Below are 16,576 nucleotides of genomic sequence, written 5' to 3'. Positions count from 1 at the left end.
AGCGCAAGCGGCGAGCATGACAGTTCGGGTTATCGACGTAAAGGCGGCGGAAGACCGTCGAGACGTCATTCACCGTGCGGTTCAGGCGCTCGCCGAAGGGCAAGTCGTCGCCTTTCCGACCGAAACCGTTTACGGAGTCGCCGTCTCGGCGCTTAACAGTGGCGCGATCGATCGATTGATGGAGGCGAAAGGTCGTCCGAAGAATCAACCGTTTGCGTTGGCCATTCGCAGCAAAGATGAATTGGCCGACTATGTTCCTCAAGCGACTCCACTGATGAAGCGGCTGGCGACGCGATGTTGGCCGGGGCCGGTTACACTGGTGTTGCCGTGCGACGATCCTCGCAGCGTCGTGCAAAGGTTGCCTGACAGCGTGATTCCAGCGATTGCGCCCAGCGGATTTGTTGGATTGCGGATCCCTTCGCACGACTTGATCCAAGAGGCGATGCGTCTACTGCCGGGACCGTTGGCGCTGACCAGCGCCAATCGATCGGGTCAGCCTGACGCCGTTCGGGGGGCCGAAGTTACGGAAGCGCTGGGCGATGCGCTTGGTTTGGTGTTAGACTGCGGGAAATGCCGCTACTCGCAACCATCGACGGTGGTGCGGGTTGTCGGCAATCACGTGGAGATTTTGCGTTCTGGCGTCGTCTCGGAGAAAATCTTGAAGCGTCTCAGTAGTTACTGCGTCGTATTTGTCTGTACTGGCAATACTTGCCGAAGTCCCATGGCCGAAGTTCTGATGCAAAAACATGCGGCCGAGCGATTTGGGTGCAAACTCGAAGAGCTCGACGCGCGGGGGTTTATTGTCGCATCGGCAGGACTAGCCGCATTTCCAGGGGGCCGCGCCGCGCCGGAAGCGATCAAGGTGATGGGAGACCGCGGACTCGATTTGTCAGCCCATGCGAGTCAGCCGCTGAGCGATCGCTTAGTGGAGCATGCCGATTTAATTCTGACGATGACCAGCAGCCACCGAGACGCCATACTAGCGCAGTGGCCCGGCGCGGCGGAATACACTCACAATTTATGCTTGGATGGATTCGACGTGGCCGATCCGATCGGTCATCCCGAAGTCGTCTATCAACAGTGCGCCGACCAGATCGAGGCGGAAGTCATCGCTCGCGTAAGAGCGATTGATCTTGATCAGTTGCCGGCGACCTCCTGATATTTAGCGAGAGGGGAGGGAACTAGTATCATGCGCATCGCCATTGGCAGCGACCATCGCGGCGTCAGCGTTCGACACAGTATTATTGAGTTGCTCAAACGACTCGGGCACGAAGTGCAAGACGTCGGCGCTTTCGATTGCGGTAGTGTCGATTACCCCGATATTGCGGCGACGGTTAGTCAAAGCGTCGCCTCGGAAGAAGTCGATCGCGGCATCCTCATCTGCGGCAGCGGCATCGGCATGGCGATTGTCGCCAACAAAGTGCCCGGCGTTCGCGCCGCGACTTGTCACGATGACCTGACCGCCGAAATGAGCCGACGTCACAACAATGTGAACGTGTTGTGCTTGTCGGCCGACATGCTCGGCGAACGATTGATTGATCGGATGGTCGAAATTTGGCTCACGACTGAATTCGAAGGTGGGCGTCATGCTCGTCGGATCGAAAAAATCAACGAGTTTGAAAAGCGATTGCACGAGCCGAAATCTCCCTAGGCATTTCTCGATGTTCGGCGGTTCCACCGACTTTTAAAACGGTAGCCGACAAGCGGATCGGCCGCCGCTTTGCAATCGTTCATGAAATGCGCAACTGTTTGACCAATGCGCAAACCGGTGTGCGGTAACCCGCACGCCGGTCGTTTGGGGCGCACAGGGCCTTCTATTTGCACTTGAGTGGGTTTCACGCTTCCCTTTCCCACCCTTGGGCGTCGGTCAAACGCCTCTTTCGGGCTTCATTGCCAAAAATGCCTGTTCGTTGATGGCTAATCGCGGCCTACTTTTTTCAGCGGTGTTGCTTGCGCCGTTCTGACAAACGAGGACATGGCAATCGCCGATGTCGAGTTTTCGAAACAAAGAATTCGTGCTGGGGACAGGTTATGTTGAATCGATTGAGTTTAACGAAAAAAACGATCTTTGGATTTGCTGCTGTACTTTTACTAATGGTCATCGCCGCCGGCGTATCGTGGAGCGGGCTTAGCAGCGCCGCGGCCGGATTCGCTCGTTATCGAAAGCTGGCCCGCGACTCTAATTTCTGCGCCAGCTTACAAGACGGCATGATGCTGGCTCGCTTTAGTGCGAAGAACTTCGACATCTATGGTCGCGACAGCGATGTGGCCAAGTTCGGCCAACGCCGCGATGAAATGCAGGCATTGCTGGACGAAGCGAAGACGCGAATCAACAATCCTGAACGTCAGGCGTTGGTCCGCGAGATTGAAAACATGATCGCCGAGTACGATGCGGCGTTCGTCGAAGTCGTCGCCAATCGCAAGTTGCGCGATGCGAAGCAGAGCGGCGTGCTCGATGTTCAGGGGCCGCTGATGTCAAAAAAGCTAGTCGCGATCATGAATTCGGCTCAAGCGGATGGCGACGCCGAAGCGGCGACCGCCGCTGGAATCGCGTTGAACAAACTAATGGGAATTCGCTTGAGCGTTTATAAGTTTCTCGATTCGGCATTGCCGGAACATCGCCAAGCTACCACCGAGTTTTTGAACGAGATGGGAAAAGATCTCGAAAAACTGGACGCCGAACTCCAAAACCCGCAGCGCCGCGAACTGTTGGCCCAAACGATGGAAGCCAAGCAGACGTATGTCGCCGCCTATGAAATAATGGCCGATGCGTTGAAATCGGAACGGGAGCTCATGACCGGAAAATTGGACGTCATCGGCCCCATGGTTGCGACGAAAGCGGCGGAACTGAAAGGTGCGATCACCGGCGAACAAGATTTACTGGGGCCACAACTGCAAGCCTCGAACCAGGCGACTTTGTTGAGTGTGGCCATCGTTAGCGCCGTGGCGCTGGTGTTGGGTATTGTGATCGCCGTTATGCTCAGCCGTTCGATTATCATGCCGATTCGCAAGGTGATGTTGATCTTGAATTCGGTCGCCGCCGGAGATCTGCGCCAGCGTTTAACGGTCGAAAGCAAAGACGAAATCGGCGCCATGTCAAACTCGCTCAATACGGTTGTCCATCAATTGCAGGCCGCGATGGTCGCTTTGGCGTCCAATGCCGATGAGATCGCTCGTTCGGCTGGCGACATGAACGAAACCGCCGCCAGCATGGCGACCGTTTCGACCGACACGAAATCGCAATCGACATCGGCCGCCGCAGCGGCGGAAGAAATGTCGGCCAATATGCGAACAATCTCCGCTTCGGCGACGCAGATGTCGACCAACATGGATTCGGTCGCTAGTGCGGTCGAAGAGATGTCGATCAGCGTTAACGAGATTGCTCGCAACACCGAACAGGCCAACCAGGTCGCCGATGAAGCGAATCATCTGGCCGAAGGAAGCCGCCAGCGATTGGGACAATTGGGCGAAGCGGCCAGTGAAATTGGCAAGGTTGTGGAGCTGATTCAAGATATTGCTGAGCAAACCAATCTGCTCGCTTTGAATGCGACAATCGAAGCGGCCCGAGCCGGCGATGCTGGGAAAGGTTTCGCGGTGGTCGCCGAAGAAGTGAAGCAACTCGCGCGGCAGACCGCGACGGCGACCGAAGACATTCGGAAACGGGTCGGCGGCATGCAGGAAGCTTCCTACGAGTCGATCGAATCGATCGAATCGATTCGCAAAGTTGTTGGCAACCTCAGCCAGATTTCACGAGGAATCGCCGCCGCCGTCGAACAACAATCGACCGCAACGCACGAGATCGCTAACAACGTCGCCCAGTCGAGCACGGCCGCACGTCAGGTGTCGCAAGCAGTGACCGAATCGGCCGCCGCCGGCGAAGAGATCTCACGCAACGTGATTTCGGTTGACCAGGGCGCTTTCAAGGTCTCAGAAGACGCCGGACGCACTAAGACGTCCAGCGATCAACTGACCGGGATCTCGCACAAACTGCAAACCCTGGTCGCCCAGTTTCAAGTTTAAGCGAGCTTCTGCGCGAAAACGAAATTCAGAAAACGTCGCTCCATCGAGCGGCGTTTTTTTCGATCTCACGCTCACGCGACTTGATCGGCCAGCCAGAGAAACGTGGAGGCCATCATGGTTTGGATGCGCGTGACCGGCCAATCTCCGCTGGCGCTGGGGCCTTGCTCGTTGGCGAGCGGGACATGCACAAAGAGGGCTTGTCCGGGGCTGCCGGTTGCTGCGCTGTGCTGCAGACTCCAGTAGTAGACGGCGTTGCAGAGGTACGCGCCGGCGTGAAAACTGACTTCACCGTCGATGGCGGCGGATTGCATCGCGGCGAGCCAGCTTGGATGATCCAGGTTGGTTCGGAATGCTTGCGGGCCCTCGGCGGCAAGCGGACCCGGTTGGGCGGCGCCGGTTTGTTTCCAGTTGATCGCAAACATCTCGAATTCGACGTTGCTCGCGATCCCTGATTGGCCGAAGTGGAGCGTGGCGGCGTACGATTTTTTGCTGTAGAGATCGTCCAGTTGTGCCTGAGCTGCGGCGTAGTCGACCGGCAAGATGAGCTGTTCGACCAGCATGTCCGGCGCCAGATTGGCCAAGGGCAACGGGCGCAGTGCAAGTTCGGTGCAGTTTTCGGTGAGTTCGCCAAACGGTTCAAAACCGGTGACCAGGATGCGTTTCATGGGTTGGCCTGCTACGGAGTTGCGACGACATAAGGAACTCCGCGATCGCGCAACAGTAAGGCGATCTCGGCTTGCTCGCCCAGCGTCAGTTCCCAGCCGAGGGCGCCGGCGTTGTCGGTCAATTGGTCAACTCGCTTGGCTCCGCACAGCGCCGCGGTAACGCCAGGCTGATCGATCGTCCAGCGAATGACCAATTGCGAGACGGTGCATCCCATCCGCTCGGCCATTGCTCGCAGCTTTTCGACGAGCTCTAGGTTCTTGGCGTACTCTTCGCCGCGAAAACAGGGATATTTCGGGCGACTGTCGCGCGGCTCAAACTTCTGGTCCAGCGACATTTTGCCGGCCAAAAGTCCCTTCATCAGCGGCCAATAACAAGCGACGGCGATATTCTGTTCGCGGCACCAAGGGACGAGATCCATCTCGGCTCCGCGAAAGAGCATGTTGTAAGGGGGCTGGATGATTTGAATCGGACAGACTTGGTGAAATTCAAGCGTTTCACTGAGCGTCAGGTTCGAAACGCCGATCGCGATCGCGGCGCCTTCCTGCTGTAAGCGGCGGAAAGCGGCGGCCGTTTCGGTGATCGGCGTGTTGCGATCGGGGGCATGCAGATAGAGTACGTCGACGCGATCGGTATTTAAACGCCGCAAGCTTTCGGCGACTTCGCGGCGAATGGTTGCAGGGCGAGCGTCGCGATGCTGCGTCCCGTTTTCCCAGTGCAGGCCGGCCTTGGTGGCGACGACGTATTCGTCCCGATGTGCGGCGAGGACTTCGGCGATGTAGCGTTCGCTCTCGCCGGCGGCGCCATAGGCGAACGCGGTGTCAAAAAAGTTAATCCCCAGGTCGAGAGCGGCGGCGATCGTTGCGCGACTGTCGGCTTCGGTAACTCCGGGGCTGGTCATTCCTGACAGCGGCCAGCAACCGAGTGCGACCGGCGAAACCTGCAGCTCCGTGTCGGCGATTTGTCGGCGTTCCATCATCGCTTAACCAGGTCGAGGTCGCTGCGGCGTGTAACGGCAGCAGTCGGCAGGACAGAAGTCGTGGGACGGTCCCAGCGGTCCGAGCGCTTGTTTGGGCATGTCAGGATCAAGTCGTTCTTCGATCAGTTGGCGGATCATCTGGACGAATCGTGGGCGGACGCCGGCCGTGCCGCTGCGAATGAAGTTTAGTCCGACCTCGGCGGCCGTCTCTTTGGCTTCGGTGTCGAGATCGAAGAGGACCTCCATGTGATCCGAGACGAATCCAATCGGCGATATGATTACGTCCGTTGCGCTCGATGCGCCCAGATCGCGAATGACGTCGCAAACGTCTGGCTCGAGCCAAGGCTGGGTCGGCGGACCGCTGCGGCTTTGATAAACCAGTCGCCAGTTTGCGTGCTGCGTCGCTTCGCTCACGAGACGGCAGCTTTCCTCGAGCTGTTTCACGTAGTTGCAGTTGTCAGACATCCCCTGCGGAATGCTGTGTGCGGTAAAGATCAACTCCGCACGCTGGCGGCGCTCGGCCGGAATCTGATCGAGCGACTCACGCACGCAGGACGCCATCGTCTCGATGAAGCCGGGATGATTGTAGTAGGTGCGGATTTTGTCGCAGCGAGGCGCTTGATCGCCGACTTCGACTTGGGCTTTGGTGAGATCTTCCCGATATTGGCGACAGCCAGAGTAGGAGCTGAAGACCGAGGTGACGAAGACGAGCGCCGATTCGACTCCGTCGTTTTTCATCTGGGTCATCGCATCGACCAGATAGGGCGCCCAGTTGCGATTGCCCCAATAAATGGGGAGATCAATGCTGTACGCGGCGAGTTCAACTCGCAGTGCCGCGATGAGATCGCGGTTTTGTTGGTTGATGGGGCTGACGCCGCCGAAGTGCTGGTAATGCTCCGCGACTTCCAGCAGCCGCTCGCGGGGAACATTTCGTCCGCGGAGGACATTTTCCAGAAACGGAATGACGTCATCGGGTCCTTCCGGGCCGCCGAACGACTGAACGAGAAGTGCGTCGTATTTCATGGAGGTTTCTAGGGCTACGAAAAAACTGGCCTCGAATTGATAGAGTTGTAGCCGCTCGGCGCAAAAAAATAGCCCCTCTCATGGAGAAGGGCTATATCGAAGTGACCCCAACGGGGTTCGAACCCGTGTTGCCGGCGTGAAAGGCCGGAGTCCTAGGCCACTAGACGATGGGGCCCTAGGTCGAAAACACTAAAATAACGTCGTCACCCGACTATGTGAAGGCGGGTCACGGCTTCATCTGCATTGGAGAGGAAAAAAAGAGATCGGTTCAGGCAAGAAACAGGAAAAACACGGCACGATGTGCAGTTTCGCGGCGGAAATATACAACGCGAGCATCATCAACTAGCCTTCGGCGCTGGGCGTGTCTGCGCCCGCTTTTTCCTGAGACTCGTTGCGAAGAATCGCATCATAAACCTCGCGGCGATGCACAGGGACTTCTTTGGGAGCTTCCACGCCCAAGCGTACCTTGTCGCCGCGAATTTCCACGACCACGATCGTAATGTCATTGTTGATGACAATACTTTCGTTCTTTTTCCTTGAGAGAACCAGCATTTCCTACATCTCCACTGTCGCCAGTTGATACACCGGGGAGCGAACTTTTTGGCGACTGGGTTTCGTCGGGCGCTTGATGGGCAATCCCAACTGCGTTAAATTACCTGGATCGTTCTGAGTCCCTTTGAGGAATTCGCTCAGGCGAGCAGCAAATCAAAGGGCCCTAGCGGATCATCTCAGGCGTCGCACGGCCTGTGCGCATACACGCTTCCCCTTCACTCTACGTGCTAAAAGTGCGTCGTCAAGCGACGACTCTCGCCCAGCTTGAGGAAAACCTGGAATCTTTTTCTGGGAAAAAGCACATTTGGTATAAGTTGCCGTGCTTCGCTAGCCTGCTCGGTTCGCCTAGGCCGTAAAGTACTAAGTCATTGCTACAAATGACCTTGCGAATTTATCGTGAATGCCAAAAAGCAATTTGCACGCGAATAAGTCGAAGTGGATTATTCTTCTCCTTTTCTCCGTTCCACGCGTGACAGTCGGCCAAAATCGCGATATCTTGCACGCACGCACGCAGCCAGTTTGGTAAGGGAGGTGCATCCGCGATGTTGACTTGGATACGAAACGTCTACTCAGCGGTCGTGACAGTAGCCGAAGGGCTCTCAATCACAATTCGTTACTGGTTCAGCACTTACGATAAAGATCGTAAGGCCTTTGCCGAGCACTACGAGTATCCCGAGCTGCCGGTGCAGGTCTCGCCGCGCTACCGTGGATTTCATCGCTACGACCTGACTACCTGCATCGCGTGTGATCAGTGTGCCAAAGCTTGCCCGGTCGATTGCATCTATATTGGCAAAGAGCGGGTTGAAGGGGCGAAAGGTTTCGCTGTCACTGGGTTCACGATTGATTACACGAAGTGCATGTTCTGTGCGCTGTGCGTCGAGCCTTGCCCGGTTGACTGTATTTTTATGGGGGGGACGCTCGATCTGAGCAGCTATAGTCGCGACGGCGCGATTGTCGACTTCTCCCGCTTGCCGGTCGATATCGCTTGGGGACGGAGTTCGCTGAATCCAACTGCCGTCGCCGAATCGAAGGTGATCGCTGAGCCGGTTCACGGCGGCCCTAATCAGTAAAACCGTCAGGTTCGACCGTCATCTCAAGAAACCGCGGTGGGTCGCTTTTCAATTACGCGAGTCAGGCTTAGACTTGATGAAGTAAGTCTTGTCTTGAAAAGCGATGCAGGTTATTCGATGACTTCATCTTCCGCTCAGTCGGTTCGCGTTTTTACGGTCGCCCAGGCGAATGCGATGTTGCCCCTTGTCTCGGCAATCGTGGCTGACATCGTCGAGCTTTCGCGGGATGTGATTTCTCGTCGTGAACGTCTCGTCGATCTTGAGCGCCGCGCCAATTATGACAGCGCCCCGCGCGTCTATGCTGAAGAATTGCGATTGGTGAAAGATGAATTGCAAAGCGATTCACAGCGCCTGCAAAGTTATGTCGAAGAACTGCGCGAATTGGGCGTCGAACCGAAGAGCGGTCCCGAAGGTCTGGTCGATTTTCCGGCCAACATCAACGGCAAGACGGTCTATCTCTGTTGGAAATTGGGAGAGCCGGTCGTGACGCATTGGCACGAAATGGACGCTGGTTTCGCCGGTCGTCAGCCGATCACGTCAGACACCATCTTTCAGAATTAATTCAACAGTTGCGGGAAATTTCTTCTCCTTGACCGCCAGCTAGTTGCATTGATCCCCCGTAGTTCTACAATCCGGGGTTAATTGCTTCTGTCGTCCCTAAAGATCAGATCGGCGATTTCTATCAACGATCGATCCGCAGGCACGGCAAGGTTTTCCCATCGCCATCGCAGGGATCGCTATGACACTTTCTACGACGATCGTCGGCTATCTATTGCTGTTCGGCGGTGTCGGTATGGCGTTCGTGTTCTTCAATATCTTGTTGGGCATGTTCCTGCGGCCGAACAATCCCGGCGATGAAAAGCTGGAGATCTACGAATGCGGCGAGCCAACGATTGGCTCTAGCTTTGTTCAGTTCGATCTTCGCTTTTACGTTGTCGCGTTGCTGTTCATCATCTTTGATGTCGAAGTCGCGTTCTTCTTTCCGTGGGCGGTTGTGTTTGGCAAGTCGGCGCAATTGTCCGACCCTGGCGCTCCGGTCGTTTATGAAAGCGTCGAAGGAGCGGTCACCCTCTCTCCGGCGGTTGCTGGACTGCATCGCGAATTTGGTTTGCCGGAAACGTTGAACGAAGAGGTTCTCGCAGGCACGGTGACTCCAGAGCAAGTTCGCAAAGGCGCGAGTTCGCTGCTTTGGACCTGCATTGCCGATATCGGCGTTTTCTTCGCGGTGCTGCTGGTTGGCTTCGCGTATGTTTGGAAGCGAGGCGATCTGGATTGGGTGCGCGCGATCACACGCGATACGCGCGCTGGGCCAAGCATGTCGGTTCATACGACCCCTCCTCGGCCCCAGCAACTGGCCGAAACTCGCTAGACGTATTGATTCAACTTTGAGATCACAACTTGAGCGGCGAACGACATGAGCGGTAAACAATTTATCGAGCGACTCGAAAAGCGATTCGGCGATTTGGTGGCGCGTGTCGAGTTGGAAGCGATCGATCCGTGGATCGAAGTCGAGCCAGGCGGAGTGATCGAGCTTTGCCGCTATCTGCGCGACGCCGAAGACTTGCGGTTTAATTACTGCAATTCGATTTGCGTCGTCGACTATTTTGAGCCCGACGCAAAGAAAGCGGCCAAGACTGCTTGGGGCCCGCATCTGGAAGTGGTTTATCACCTTTCCAGCATTCAGTACAAAACGACGCTAGTCGTGAAAGTGATGCTGCCCCGCTGGAAAGAGGACGTGCCGGGGCAATTGCCCGAAGTTCCTAGCGTCTCCGGCATCTGGAGCACCGCCGACTGGCACGAACGGGAAGCGTACGACCTGTCAGGCGTCTGGTTCACCGGGCATCCCAATCTCCAGCGAATCTTGTGTCCCGAAGATTGGGTCGGCTATCCCTTGCGGAAAGATTATGAGATGCCGTTGGAATACCACGGCATTCGCGGACGTTAGTTGCGGCGAAGAGTTTGACGGTCAGTTTAGTAACATTTGTTGGCATCAGCGGAACGAAGCGGTTATGGCGACGGCATCTACTTCCGGCATCGTTGAGATTGACGTCCGAACCGATGAAATGCTGGTCAACATGGGCCCGCAGCATCCCAGCACGCATGGCGTGTTGCGGTTAGTGCTGCGAACCGATGGCGAAGTTGTTTCGGAAGCGACGCCGCATATCGGCTATTTGCATCGCTGCGCCGAAAAAATCGGCGAGAATCTGACGCCGCGGCAATGGATTCCCTATACCGACCGGATGGACTATCTGGCTGGTATGAACATGAATCTCGGCTGGGCGTTGGCGGTCGAAAAATTGATCGACTACGACCTGCCTGAGAAAGCTCGCCATCTGCGGGTCATCATCGCCGAGCTGAATCGTGTCGCGAGTCATCTGGTCGGCATGGGCACGTATGGACTCGATCTCGGTTCGTTCAGTCCCTTTTTGTACGCGTTTCGCGAGCGAGAACGAATTCTCGATCTGCTCGAAGATGCGTGCGGCGCTCGGCTGACTTACAGCTATCTCACGCCGGGAGGCGCAACCGCTGACTTGCCGCCGGGCTGGCTGCAAAAATTGACGGCGTTTCTCGATCAGTTCGAGCCGGTGATTTTGGACTATCACGCGCTGCTGACCAACAACGCGATTTTCATCAAGCGAACCGCCAATATCGGCGTGATGTCTGCCGAGATGGCGATCGACTATGGGTGTTCAGGCCCCGTTTTGCGCGGATCGGGCGTCGATTATGATCTGCGTCGCGACGGTGAAGAGCGATATACCTCGCTGTACGCAGGGTATGCGTTTGAAGTGATCGTCGAGAAGAACGGCAGCTATCCGCGCGATCACGAGTATCCGCCGGTTCCGTCCGATGCGGTGCTGGGCGATTGCTGGCACCGTTTTTACGTGCGGATGCTCGAAGTGATTCAAGCGATCGATCTGTTGCGACAGGGAATCGAAAAATATAGTCAATCGACAGGAGACTGGGGAACGCCGATCAAATTGGCCGCCAAGTTGCCCAAGGGGGAAGCGTATTTAGAGACGGAGTGCCCACGCGGGCAAATGGGTTTCTATATTGTGAGCGACGGCAGCGGATCGATTCCGCTGCGGGCGCGAGCACGCAGCAGCTGCTTTTGCAATTTGTCGGTAGCGCCAGAACTGTGTCGCGACTGCTTGATTGCCGACGTTCCGGCGATCATCGGCTCGCTCGATATTGTGATGGGAGAAATTGATCGCTAGCCGCTGGCTAGCCTTTCGATGATTATTTTCAGGCTCTAAGTAGTTTCGATCACCGGCCTCGAGCGTTATGATATCCGCATCAAACAGCGCCGAGATTTACTCCAATTACCACGGCATAGCGTAAGGATCGCGAACGAATGGCCGACTATTTTTCAACCTGGTTTCCAGAAGGTTGGGATTGGCTCGGCTGGTTATTGGCTGCGATCATTCAAGCCGTCTTGCTGTTGCATGTGATCGCCGTTGGCGCGGTCGTCTTTATCTGGATGGAGCGCAAGATCGCCGGTCGCATCCAAGATCGACTTGGACCGACGCGCACCGGCGGCAAATTTGGTTGGCTGCAAACGCTGGCCGACGGCATTAAGCTGCTGAGCAAAGAAGACTTGATGCCCAGGGACGCCGATCCCCTGCTCTTCAAGCTGGCTCCCTATATTTCGTTGGCCGCTAGTTTCACGGCGTTTCTGGCTTTGCCGTTCGCCAGCGGTTGGGTAGGCGTGCGACTGAACATCGCGTTGTTCTTTGTGATCGCCGTGTTGGGTTTGGAAGTGTTCGGCGTGATCTTGGCCGGATATGGATCTGGCTCCAAATGGTCGCTGTTCGGCGGCATGCGACAAGCCGCGCAAGTCGTCAGCTACGAAGTTCCGCTCGGCATTTGCGTGGTCGTGCCGGTATTGATCAGCGGCACGATGGATCTGGTGACGATCGCCGATCAGCAGTCAGGGCTCTTCAGCAATTGGCTCTTCTTTCACGATCCCTTTTGCATGCTGTTGTTTTGGGTTTATTTTACCTGCGGCATCGCCAGCGTGAATCGCGCCCCGTTTGACCTGGCCGAAGCCGAAAGCGAATTGGTCTCTGGGTTTTTGACCGAATACTCCGGCATTCGCTGGAGTCTCTTTTTCATGGCCGAATATGGCTCGATGTTTTTGGTGAGCGGTTTAGCGGCGATTTTGTTCTTCGGCGGCTGGAACGGACCGATCCCGATTTTCTTCTGGGTGCCGGAAGGCAACTTTACGCTGGAAACGCTGGCCAACCTGGTTGGGCTGGGCAACTTTCTTTTGAAAGCGGTCATCGGGGTTGTGGTGATGATGTGGGTTCGTTGGACGCTTCCCCGCTTACGGATCGACCAGGTCATCTCGATGTGCCTGAAGTATTGCGTACCGATCGCGGCGTTTTGCTTTCTCGGTTCGGTCCTGTGGACGGCGCTCCATATTCCCTTTTTGAATGACGTCATGCCGATGCAGTCCCGCGGAGATGTTCGCGAAGGTTGGGTGCAAGACATCGACAACGAGATGAAGCAGTTAGAGAAACGATTGGCGACCGAAGCGTACGAACTGAACTCGGCGGTCGAAGGCGGTCCACAACAAGAGGCGCAAACTTCGCTCGAGGATGACTCCACTGATCGAGTCGCCCTGATCCCGATGCAACAACCGGAGGGCGCTCAATGATCAACTTCCCCTTGTTGTTTGCGGCCGAAATTAATTGGCACACCGTTTTCTTTTATCTCACCTCTTTCATCGCGTGCGGCTTTGCGTTGGCGATGGTCGTCTCAAGCAACGTCGTGCGGATGGCCTTCTTTTTGGTCCTTAGTCTGGCGGCGACCAGTGGGTTGATTTTTTTGACCGGCGCCCATTTTGTCGGCGCGATGCAGTTGATGATTTACGTCGGCGGCACGGTGGTGCTGCTGATCTTTGGCGTCATGCTGACGGCGCAACAAGCGTTTATCAGCATGAAGACAAAAGCCGGAGATTGGATTTTGGCGTTGATCGTCGGCGGTTCGCTGTTGGCCCTGCTGACGCAGATTGCGTTTAGCATCCCGGCCTGGCACGCGAGCGATTATCAGGCTCGACTGCAAACCGAAGTGACCGCGGCGGAAGAAGAAATCATCGCCGCGATGGCGGCCGATAACCGGACCGAGTTGACCGCGGCGGAAGAAGCGAAGCTACGTCCGTTGTTGGCGAAAGTGAAATATGGCCAACCCGAACTGACCTCGCAGATTGGTTTGGGATTGGTCGGGGTTCGCGTCGACAAGCCGGAGCTCGATTCGCCCGGCTATTCAGGCTACTTGCTCCCGTTTGAAATTGTATCGGTCCACTTGTTGGTCGTGCTGGTCGGCGCCGCCTATCTGGCGCGTTCGAAACGGAGCGCGGTTTCGCAAGCGACCGAGGGAGGCGATCGATGAACTTTTTGACCGAGCCGGTCGGGCTCTCCCATTTTCTGGCGGTCGGCGCCTTTTTGTTTGTGACCGGCGCCATTTGCATGGCGACCAAACGCAACACGCTGGGGATCCTGATGGGGGTCGAACTGGTGTTGAACGGTGCGAATATCAATTTCGTCGCGTTCGCCAGCCCTTACTTTCGCGAAGACAATCTAGGGCTCGAAGGTAATTTGCTCGCGCTGTTTGTCATTGTGTTGGCGGCGGCGGAAGCGGCGGTCGCCTTGGCGATTGCGCTCAACTATTACAACAACCACTCCACTATTGACGTCGACAAGGCGAATGAGTTGAAGGGCTGATGCTGACTCCCGAAGACAGTCTGCCGCTGCTGCTCGGACTTGCGGTTTTACTTCCGCTGGTTTCGTTCTTCGTCATTTTCTTGTTCGGCAAATGGCTCGAACAACTGGGAGCGTATATCGCCACCGGAGCGATCGCCGCCGCGGCGATGTGTTCTTTCTCGGCCGCCGCAATTTGGATGTCGCAACATGCTCCGCCGGAGACGCATCACGCTCATCATGAGGAGTCGCATGCGGCGATCTCAGCGCCCCGCGTACGTTTGACCGCACTGCATGACGGAGAGCATGAGCATGACCACGCCGATGGCCTAGTCCATGGCGAGCATGACGAACATGCGGACGAAGCGCACTTTGTGCCTCCGGTCTACACGGGACATTGGTACTCGCTGGGGCGTTTTTACGGCTCTGAAGTTGCGATCAACTATTACATTGACGCGCTCACGATCGTGATGTTTTGCGTCGTGACCTTTATTGCGACTTGCATTCACTTTTATGCCGGCGGTTACATGCATGAAGAATTGCATGAGATGACCGACCACGAAGTGACCTTGGCCGACGGCACGCATTTGAAACGCCCCGGCCGCTATCATCGGTTCTTCCAGTACCTGTCCCTGTTCTGCTTTAGCATGTTAGGGTTGGTGATCGCCGGCAACATCGCGATGACCTTTGTCTTTTGGGAATTGGTCGGCGCGTGCAGTTACTTTTTGATCGGTTTTTACGTCGAACGTCACAGCGCTTCGACCGCGGCGAACAAAGCGTTCATCGTCAATCGCGTCGGCGACTTTGGGATGCTGATCGGTTTGATGGCGATCTGGGCGAGCTTGGCGACCTTCAACTTTGGCGATGTCGACCGCAACGCCGACGGCAAGCTGGACGCCAACGAATATGGCTTGTTCTCGCTGCTGCGACCTGCCGGCGAAAATGGCCTGCATGAGCTACGCGTGCCCGACGGCATGGTGCTGCAAGGAGCGAAAGGGAAAGTGGAAGAGCTGATCGTCGCCGCGAAGCCGGGGACGACGACGAAGGAACTGGAGTCACAGATTCTCGCGCAAGTACCGCTTTGGCGCGACGGCAAAGCCGAAGGGGATGCGACGCACTATGGTTACTGGCTGCTAGTGATCGCCGGCATCGGCATCTTCTGCGGCTGCGTTGGCAAAAGCGCTCAGTTTCCGCTCCATGTCTGGCTGCCGGATGCGATGGAAGGTCCGACTCCGGTTTCGGCGCTGGTTCACTCAGCGACGATGGTCGCGGCCGGCGTGTTTCTGGTTGCACGATTCTATCCGGTTTTCGCACCTGAAGTGCTGCTGGTCATCGCCTGTGCTGGCTGTATTACGCTGTTGATCGGCGGTTCGATTGCGATCGTCGCGACCGATATCAAGCGAGTTCTCGCTTATTCGACCGTCAGTCAGCTTGGCTACATGATGTTGGCCTTGGGAGTGGGCGGTTGGGCGGCTGGCGTGATGCATCTGGTGACGCACGCGTTCTTCAAGAGCTTGCTCTTTATGTGCTCTGGTTCGGTGATCCATGCGGTTCACACCAACGAGATGACCGAGATGGGCGGCCTTCGTAAGAAGATGCCGTACACCGCCTACACGATGCTTGTCGGCTGTCTGGCGATCGCCGGCGTCGGCGTGCCGTCGGCCTTGGGGATTCCGTTCGGTTTCTCAGGCTACTACTCCAAAGACCTGATGTTGGAGCAAGCCTATCTGTTCCGCTCAGCGAATCCCATTTGGGGCTCGATCTTCTTTTACGCCGCAACCGGCGGCGCCGCGATCACCGCGTTCTACATGTTCCGCATGTGGTACCTGACCTTCGCAGGCGAGCCGCGCGATGAACATCGTTACCATCATGCGCACGAATCGCCGCGCGTGATGTACGTGCCGCTGGTCGTGTTGTCCGTCATGGCGGTCGCGATCGCGTGGCCGATTTTTGGCAACTATGGACTGACCAACGTGATCGAACAAGGACGCCCGATCGGCCTTTGGTCGGACATGGCGAGTCTCGACGGCGGCTATGTCTGGCTGCACGAATCGAAGAGTCACGCCGACGAAATTCGGACCCCTGTCGGGTTGATGGCGTTTGGCGCTGCGATGACGGGGATCTTTTTAGCGAGCGTCATGTATCTGTGGCGCGTGCTCGATTCGGCAGACGCACGGCGCACATTTGCTCCGGTCTACAAATTTTTGATCCACAAATGGTGGTTCGACGAAGCGTACGACGTTCTCTTCGTTCGTCCCGCCAAAGTCATCGCCGCTTGTTGCGTCTGGATTGATAAGCAGTGCATTGATCGCTTGTTGCATGGGATCGCCTGGTCGGTGCGACAAATCGCGCGCTGGGGAGAAGCTTGGGTCGATCAGGGCGCGATCGACGGGGCGATCAATTGGTTTGCGGCGAAAACCTACTCTACGGGCAATTCGCTGCGAGGAATGCAGACCGGCAGTCTGCGGCAATATGTGATGTTTATCGTCGTCGGCGCGCTGGCGATGTTCGTGCTGATGAGTTTTTGGTCGTACGGTTTTGCTCGCTAGTCGTTTACGTTAGGCAACCTT

General features: G+C 56.4%; 16 protein-coding genes and 1 tRNA gene. 12 read left to right on the top strand and 5 right to left on the bottom strand.

Annotated elements, in window-relative coordinates; all coding sequences use genetic code 11:
- The first annotated feature begins 16 nt into the window (after positions 1-16).
- From M4951_RS21080 to M4951_RS21070, 3 genes are all read left to right on the top strand, one after another.
- Complete coding sequence (locus M4951_RS21080; RefSeq protein ID WP_262023597.1) at positions 17-1,159, top strand: L-threonylcarbamoyladenylate synthase; 1,143 nt, start codon at positions 17-19, stop codon at positions 1,157-1,159.
- A gap of 30 nt (positions 1,160-1,189) precedes the next feature.
- Positions 1,190-1,651 carry a ribose 5-phosphate isomerase B gene (gene rpiB / locus M4951_RS21075; RefSeq protein WP_262023596.1) on the top strand — a complete coding sequence of 154 codons (462 nt, stop codon included), beginning with the start codon at positions 1,190-1,192 and terminating at the stop codon, positions 1,649-1,651.
- A 380-nt stretch (positions 1,652-2,031) separates the two neighbouring features.
- Complete coding sequence (locus M4951_RS21070; RefSeq protein ID WP_262023595.1) at positions 2,032-4,020, top strand: methyl-accepting chemotaxis protein; 1,989 nt, start codon at positions 2,032-2,034, stop codon at positions 4,018-4,020.
- A gap of 71 nt (positions 4,021-4,091) precedes the next feature.
- On the opposite strand, the gene M4951_RS21065 is transcribed toward M4951_RS21070, so the two are convergent.
- From M4951_RS21065 to csrA, 5 genes are all read right to left on the bottom strand, one after another.
- Complete coding sequence (locus M4951_RS21065; RefSeq protein ID WP_262023594.1) at positions 4,092-4,685, bottom strand: pyroglutamyl-peptidase I; 594 nt, start codon at positions 4,683-4,685, stop codon at positions 4,092-4,094.
- A gap of 11 nt (positions 4,686-4,696) precedes the next feature.
- Positions 4,697-5,662 (bottom strand): aldo/keto reductase, encoded by a 966-nt coding sequence (locus M4951_RS21060; RefSeq protein ID WP_262023593.1) that lies wholly within the window; start codon positions 5,660-5,662, stop codon positions 4,697-4,699.
- A gap of 3 nt (positions 5,663-5,665) precedes the next feature.
- Complete coding sequence (locus M4951_RS21055; protein ID WP_262023592.1) at positions 5,666-6,685, bottom strand: ferrochelatase; 1,020 nt, start codon at positions 6,683-6,685, stop codon at positions 5,666-5,668.
- Between the two features lie 102 nt (positions 6,686-6,787).
- Positions 6,788-6,860 (bottom strand) — tRNA-Glu (locus M4951_RS21050).
- A 167-nt stretch (positions 6,861-7,027) separates the two neighbouring features.
- The gene (gene csrA / locus M4951_RS21045) at positions 7,028-7,237 is read right to left on the bottom strand and encodes a carbon storage regulator CsrA (protein WP_002655311.1); all 210 of its coding nucleotides are present in this window, start codon (positions 7,235-7,237) and stop codon (positions 7,028-7,030) included.
- A 542-nt stretch (positions 7,238-7,779) separates the two neighbouring features.
- On the opposite strand from csrA, the gene M4951_RS21040 reads away from it, so the two are divergent.
- The 9 genes from M4951_RS21040 (at position 7,780) to M4951_RS21000 (ending at position 16,555) form a co-directional block, all read left to right on the top strand.
- On the top strand, positions 7,780-8,307 hold the full coding sequence (locus M4951_RS21040; protein WP_002655310.1) for a 4Fe-4S binding protein: 528 nt from the start codon (positions 7,780-7,782) through the stop codon (positions 8,305-8,307).
- 117 nt (positions 8,308-8,424) lie between these two features.
- A complete protein-coding gene (locus M4951_RS21035; RefSeq protein ID WP_262023591.1) occupies positions 8,425-8,868 on the top strand; it encodes a DUF2203 domain-containing protein in 444 nt (147 codons plus the stop codon).
- Positions 8,869-9,046: 178 nt separating this feature from the next.
- Positions 9,047-9,676: an NADH-quinone oxidoreductase subunit A gene (locus tag M4951_RS25675; protein ID WP_262023590.1), complete on the top strand. Its 630-nt coding sequence runs from the start codon at positions 9,047-9,049 to the stop codon at positions 9,674-9,676.
- Positions 9,677-9,721: 45 nt separating this feature from the next.
- Complete coding sequence (locus tag M4951_RS21025) at positions 9,722-10,252, top strand: NADH-quinone oxidoreductase subunit C (RefSeq protein WP_262023589.1); 531 nt, start codon at positions 9,722-9,724, stop codon at positions 10,250-10,252.
- 64 nt (positions 10,253-10,316) lie between these two features.
- The gene (locus M4951_RS21020) at positions 10,317-11,522 is read left to right on the top strand and encodes an NADH-quinone oxidoreductase subunit D (protein ID WP_262023588.1); all 1,206 of its coding nucleotides are present in this window, start codon (positions 10,317-10,319) and stop codon (positions 11,520-11,522) included.
- Positions 11,523-11,659: 137 nt separating this feature from the next.
- Positions 11,660-12,964 carry an NADH-quinone oxidoreductase subunit NuoH gene (nuoH, locus tag M4951_RS21015; RefSeq protein ID WP_262023587.1) on the top strand — a complete coding sequence of 435 codons (1,305 nt, stop codon included), beginning with the start codon at positions 11,660-11,662 and terminating at the stop codon, positions 12,962-12,964.
- The gene (locus M4951_RS21010) at positions 12,961-13,698 is read left to right on the top strand and encodes an NADH-quinone oxidoreductase subunit J (RefSeq protein ID WP_262023586.1); all 738 of its coding nucleotides are present in this window, start codon (positions 12,961-12,963) and stop codon (positions 13,696-13,698) included. The genes nuoH and M4951_RS21010 overlap by 4 nt, the downstream gene beginning before the upstream one ends.
- Positions 13,695-14,030: an NADH-quinone oxidoreductase subunit NuoK gene (nuoK, locus tag M4951_RS21005; RefSeq protein WP_262023585.1), complete on the top strand. Its 336-nt coding sequence runs from the start codon at positions 13,695-13,697 to the stop codon at positions 14,028-14,030. Before M4951_RS21010 ends, nuoK begins: the two co-directional genes overlap by 4 nt.
- Complete coding sequence (locus tag M4951_RS21000) at positions 14,030-16,555, top strand: NADH-quinone oxidoreductase subunit L (RefSeq protein WP_262023584.1); 2,526 nt, start codon at positions 14,030-14,032, stop codon at positions 16,553-16,555. Before nuoK ends, M4951_RS21000 begins: the two co-directional genes overlap by 1 nt.
- Positions 16,556-16,576: the final 21 nt, after the last annotated feature.

Origin of the sequence: Blastopirellula sp. J2-11, from assembly GCF_024584705.1 — a bacterium.
Lineage (GTDB): Bacteria > Planctomycetota > Planctomycetia > Pirellulales > Pirellulaceae > Blastopirellula.
This window is presented reverse-complemented; position numbering and strand designations above follow the sequence as displayed.

Excerpts from the sequence above, each read along its gene's own strand:
- M4951_RS21080 (WP_262023597.1), top strand. The coding sequence starts at position 17 with ATGACAGTTCGGGTTATCGACGTAAAGGCGGCGGAAGACCGTCGAGAC.
- rpiB (WP_262023596.1), top strand. The coding sequence starts at position 1,190 with ATGCGCATCGCCATTGGCAGCGACCATCGCGGCGTCAGCGTTCGACAC.
- M4951_RS21070 (WP_262023595.1), top strand. The coding sequence starts at position 2,032 with ATGTTGAATCGATTGAGTTTAACGAAAAAAACGATCTTTGGATTTGCT.
- M4951_RS21065 (WP_262023594.1), bottom strand. The coding sequence starts at position 4,685 with ATGAAACGCATCCTGGTCACCGGTTTTGAACCGTTTGGCGAACTCACC.
- M4951_RS21060 (WP_262023593.1), bottom strand. The coding sequence starts at position 5,662 with ATGATGGAACGCCGACAAATCGCCGACACGGAGCTGCAGGTTTCGCCG.
- M4951_RS21055 (WP_262023592.1), bottom strand. The coding sequence starts at position 6,685 with ATGAAATACGACGCACTTCTCGTTCAGTCGTTCGGCGGCCCGGAAGGA.
- csrA (WP_002655311.1), bottom strand. The coding sequence starts at position 7,237 with ATGCTGGTTCTCTCAAGGAAAAAGAACGAAAGTATTGTCATCAACAAT.
- M4951_RS21040 (WP_002655310.1), top strand. The coding sequence starts at position 7,780 with ATGTTGACTTGGATACGAAACGTCTACTCAGCGGTCGTGACAGTAGCC.
- M4951_RS21035 (WP_262023591.1), top strand. The coding sequence starts at position 8,425 with ATGACTTCATCTTCCGCTCAGTCGGTTCGCGTTTTTACGGTCGCCCAG.
- M4951_RS25675 (WP_262023590.1), top strand. The coding sequence starts at position 9,047 with ATGACACTTTCTACGACGATCGTCGGCTATCTATTGCTGTTCGGCGGT.
- M4951_RS21025 (WP_262023589.1), top strand. The coding sequence starts at position 9,722 with ATGAGCGGTAAACAATTTATCGAGCGACTCGAAAAGCGATTCGGCGAT.
- M4951_RS21020 (WP_262023588.1), top strand. The coding sequence starts at position 10,317 with ATGGCGACGGCATCTACTTCCGGCATCGTTGAGATTGACGTCCGAACC.
- nuoH (WP_262023587.1), top strand. The coding sequence starts at position 11,660 with ATGGCCGACTATTTTTCAACCTGGTTTCCAGAAGGTTGGGATTGGCTC.
- M4951_RS21010 (WP_262023586.1), top strand. The coding sequence starts at position 12,961 with ATGATCAACTTCCCCTTGTTGTTTGCGGCCGAAATTAATTGGCACACC.
- nuoK (WP_262023585.1), top strand. The coding sequence starts at position 13,695 with ATGAACTTTTTGACCGAGCCGGTCGGGCTCTCCCATTTTCTGGCGGTC.
- M4951_RS21000 (WP_262023584.1), top strand. The coding sequence starts at position 14,030 with ATGCTGACTCCCGAAGACAGTCTGCCGCTGCTGCTCGGACTTGCGGTT.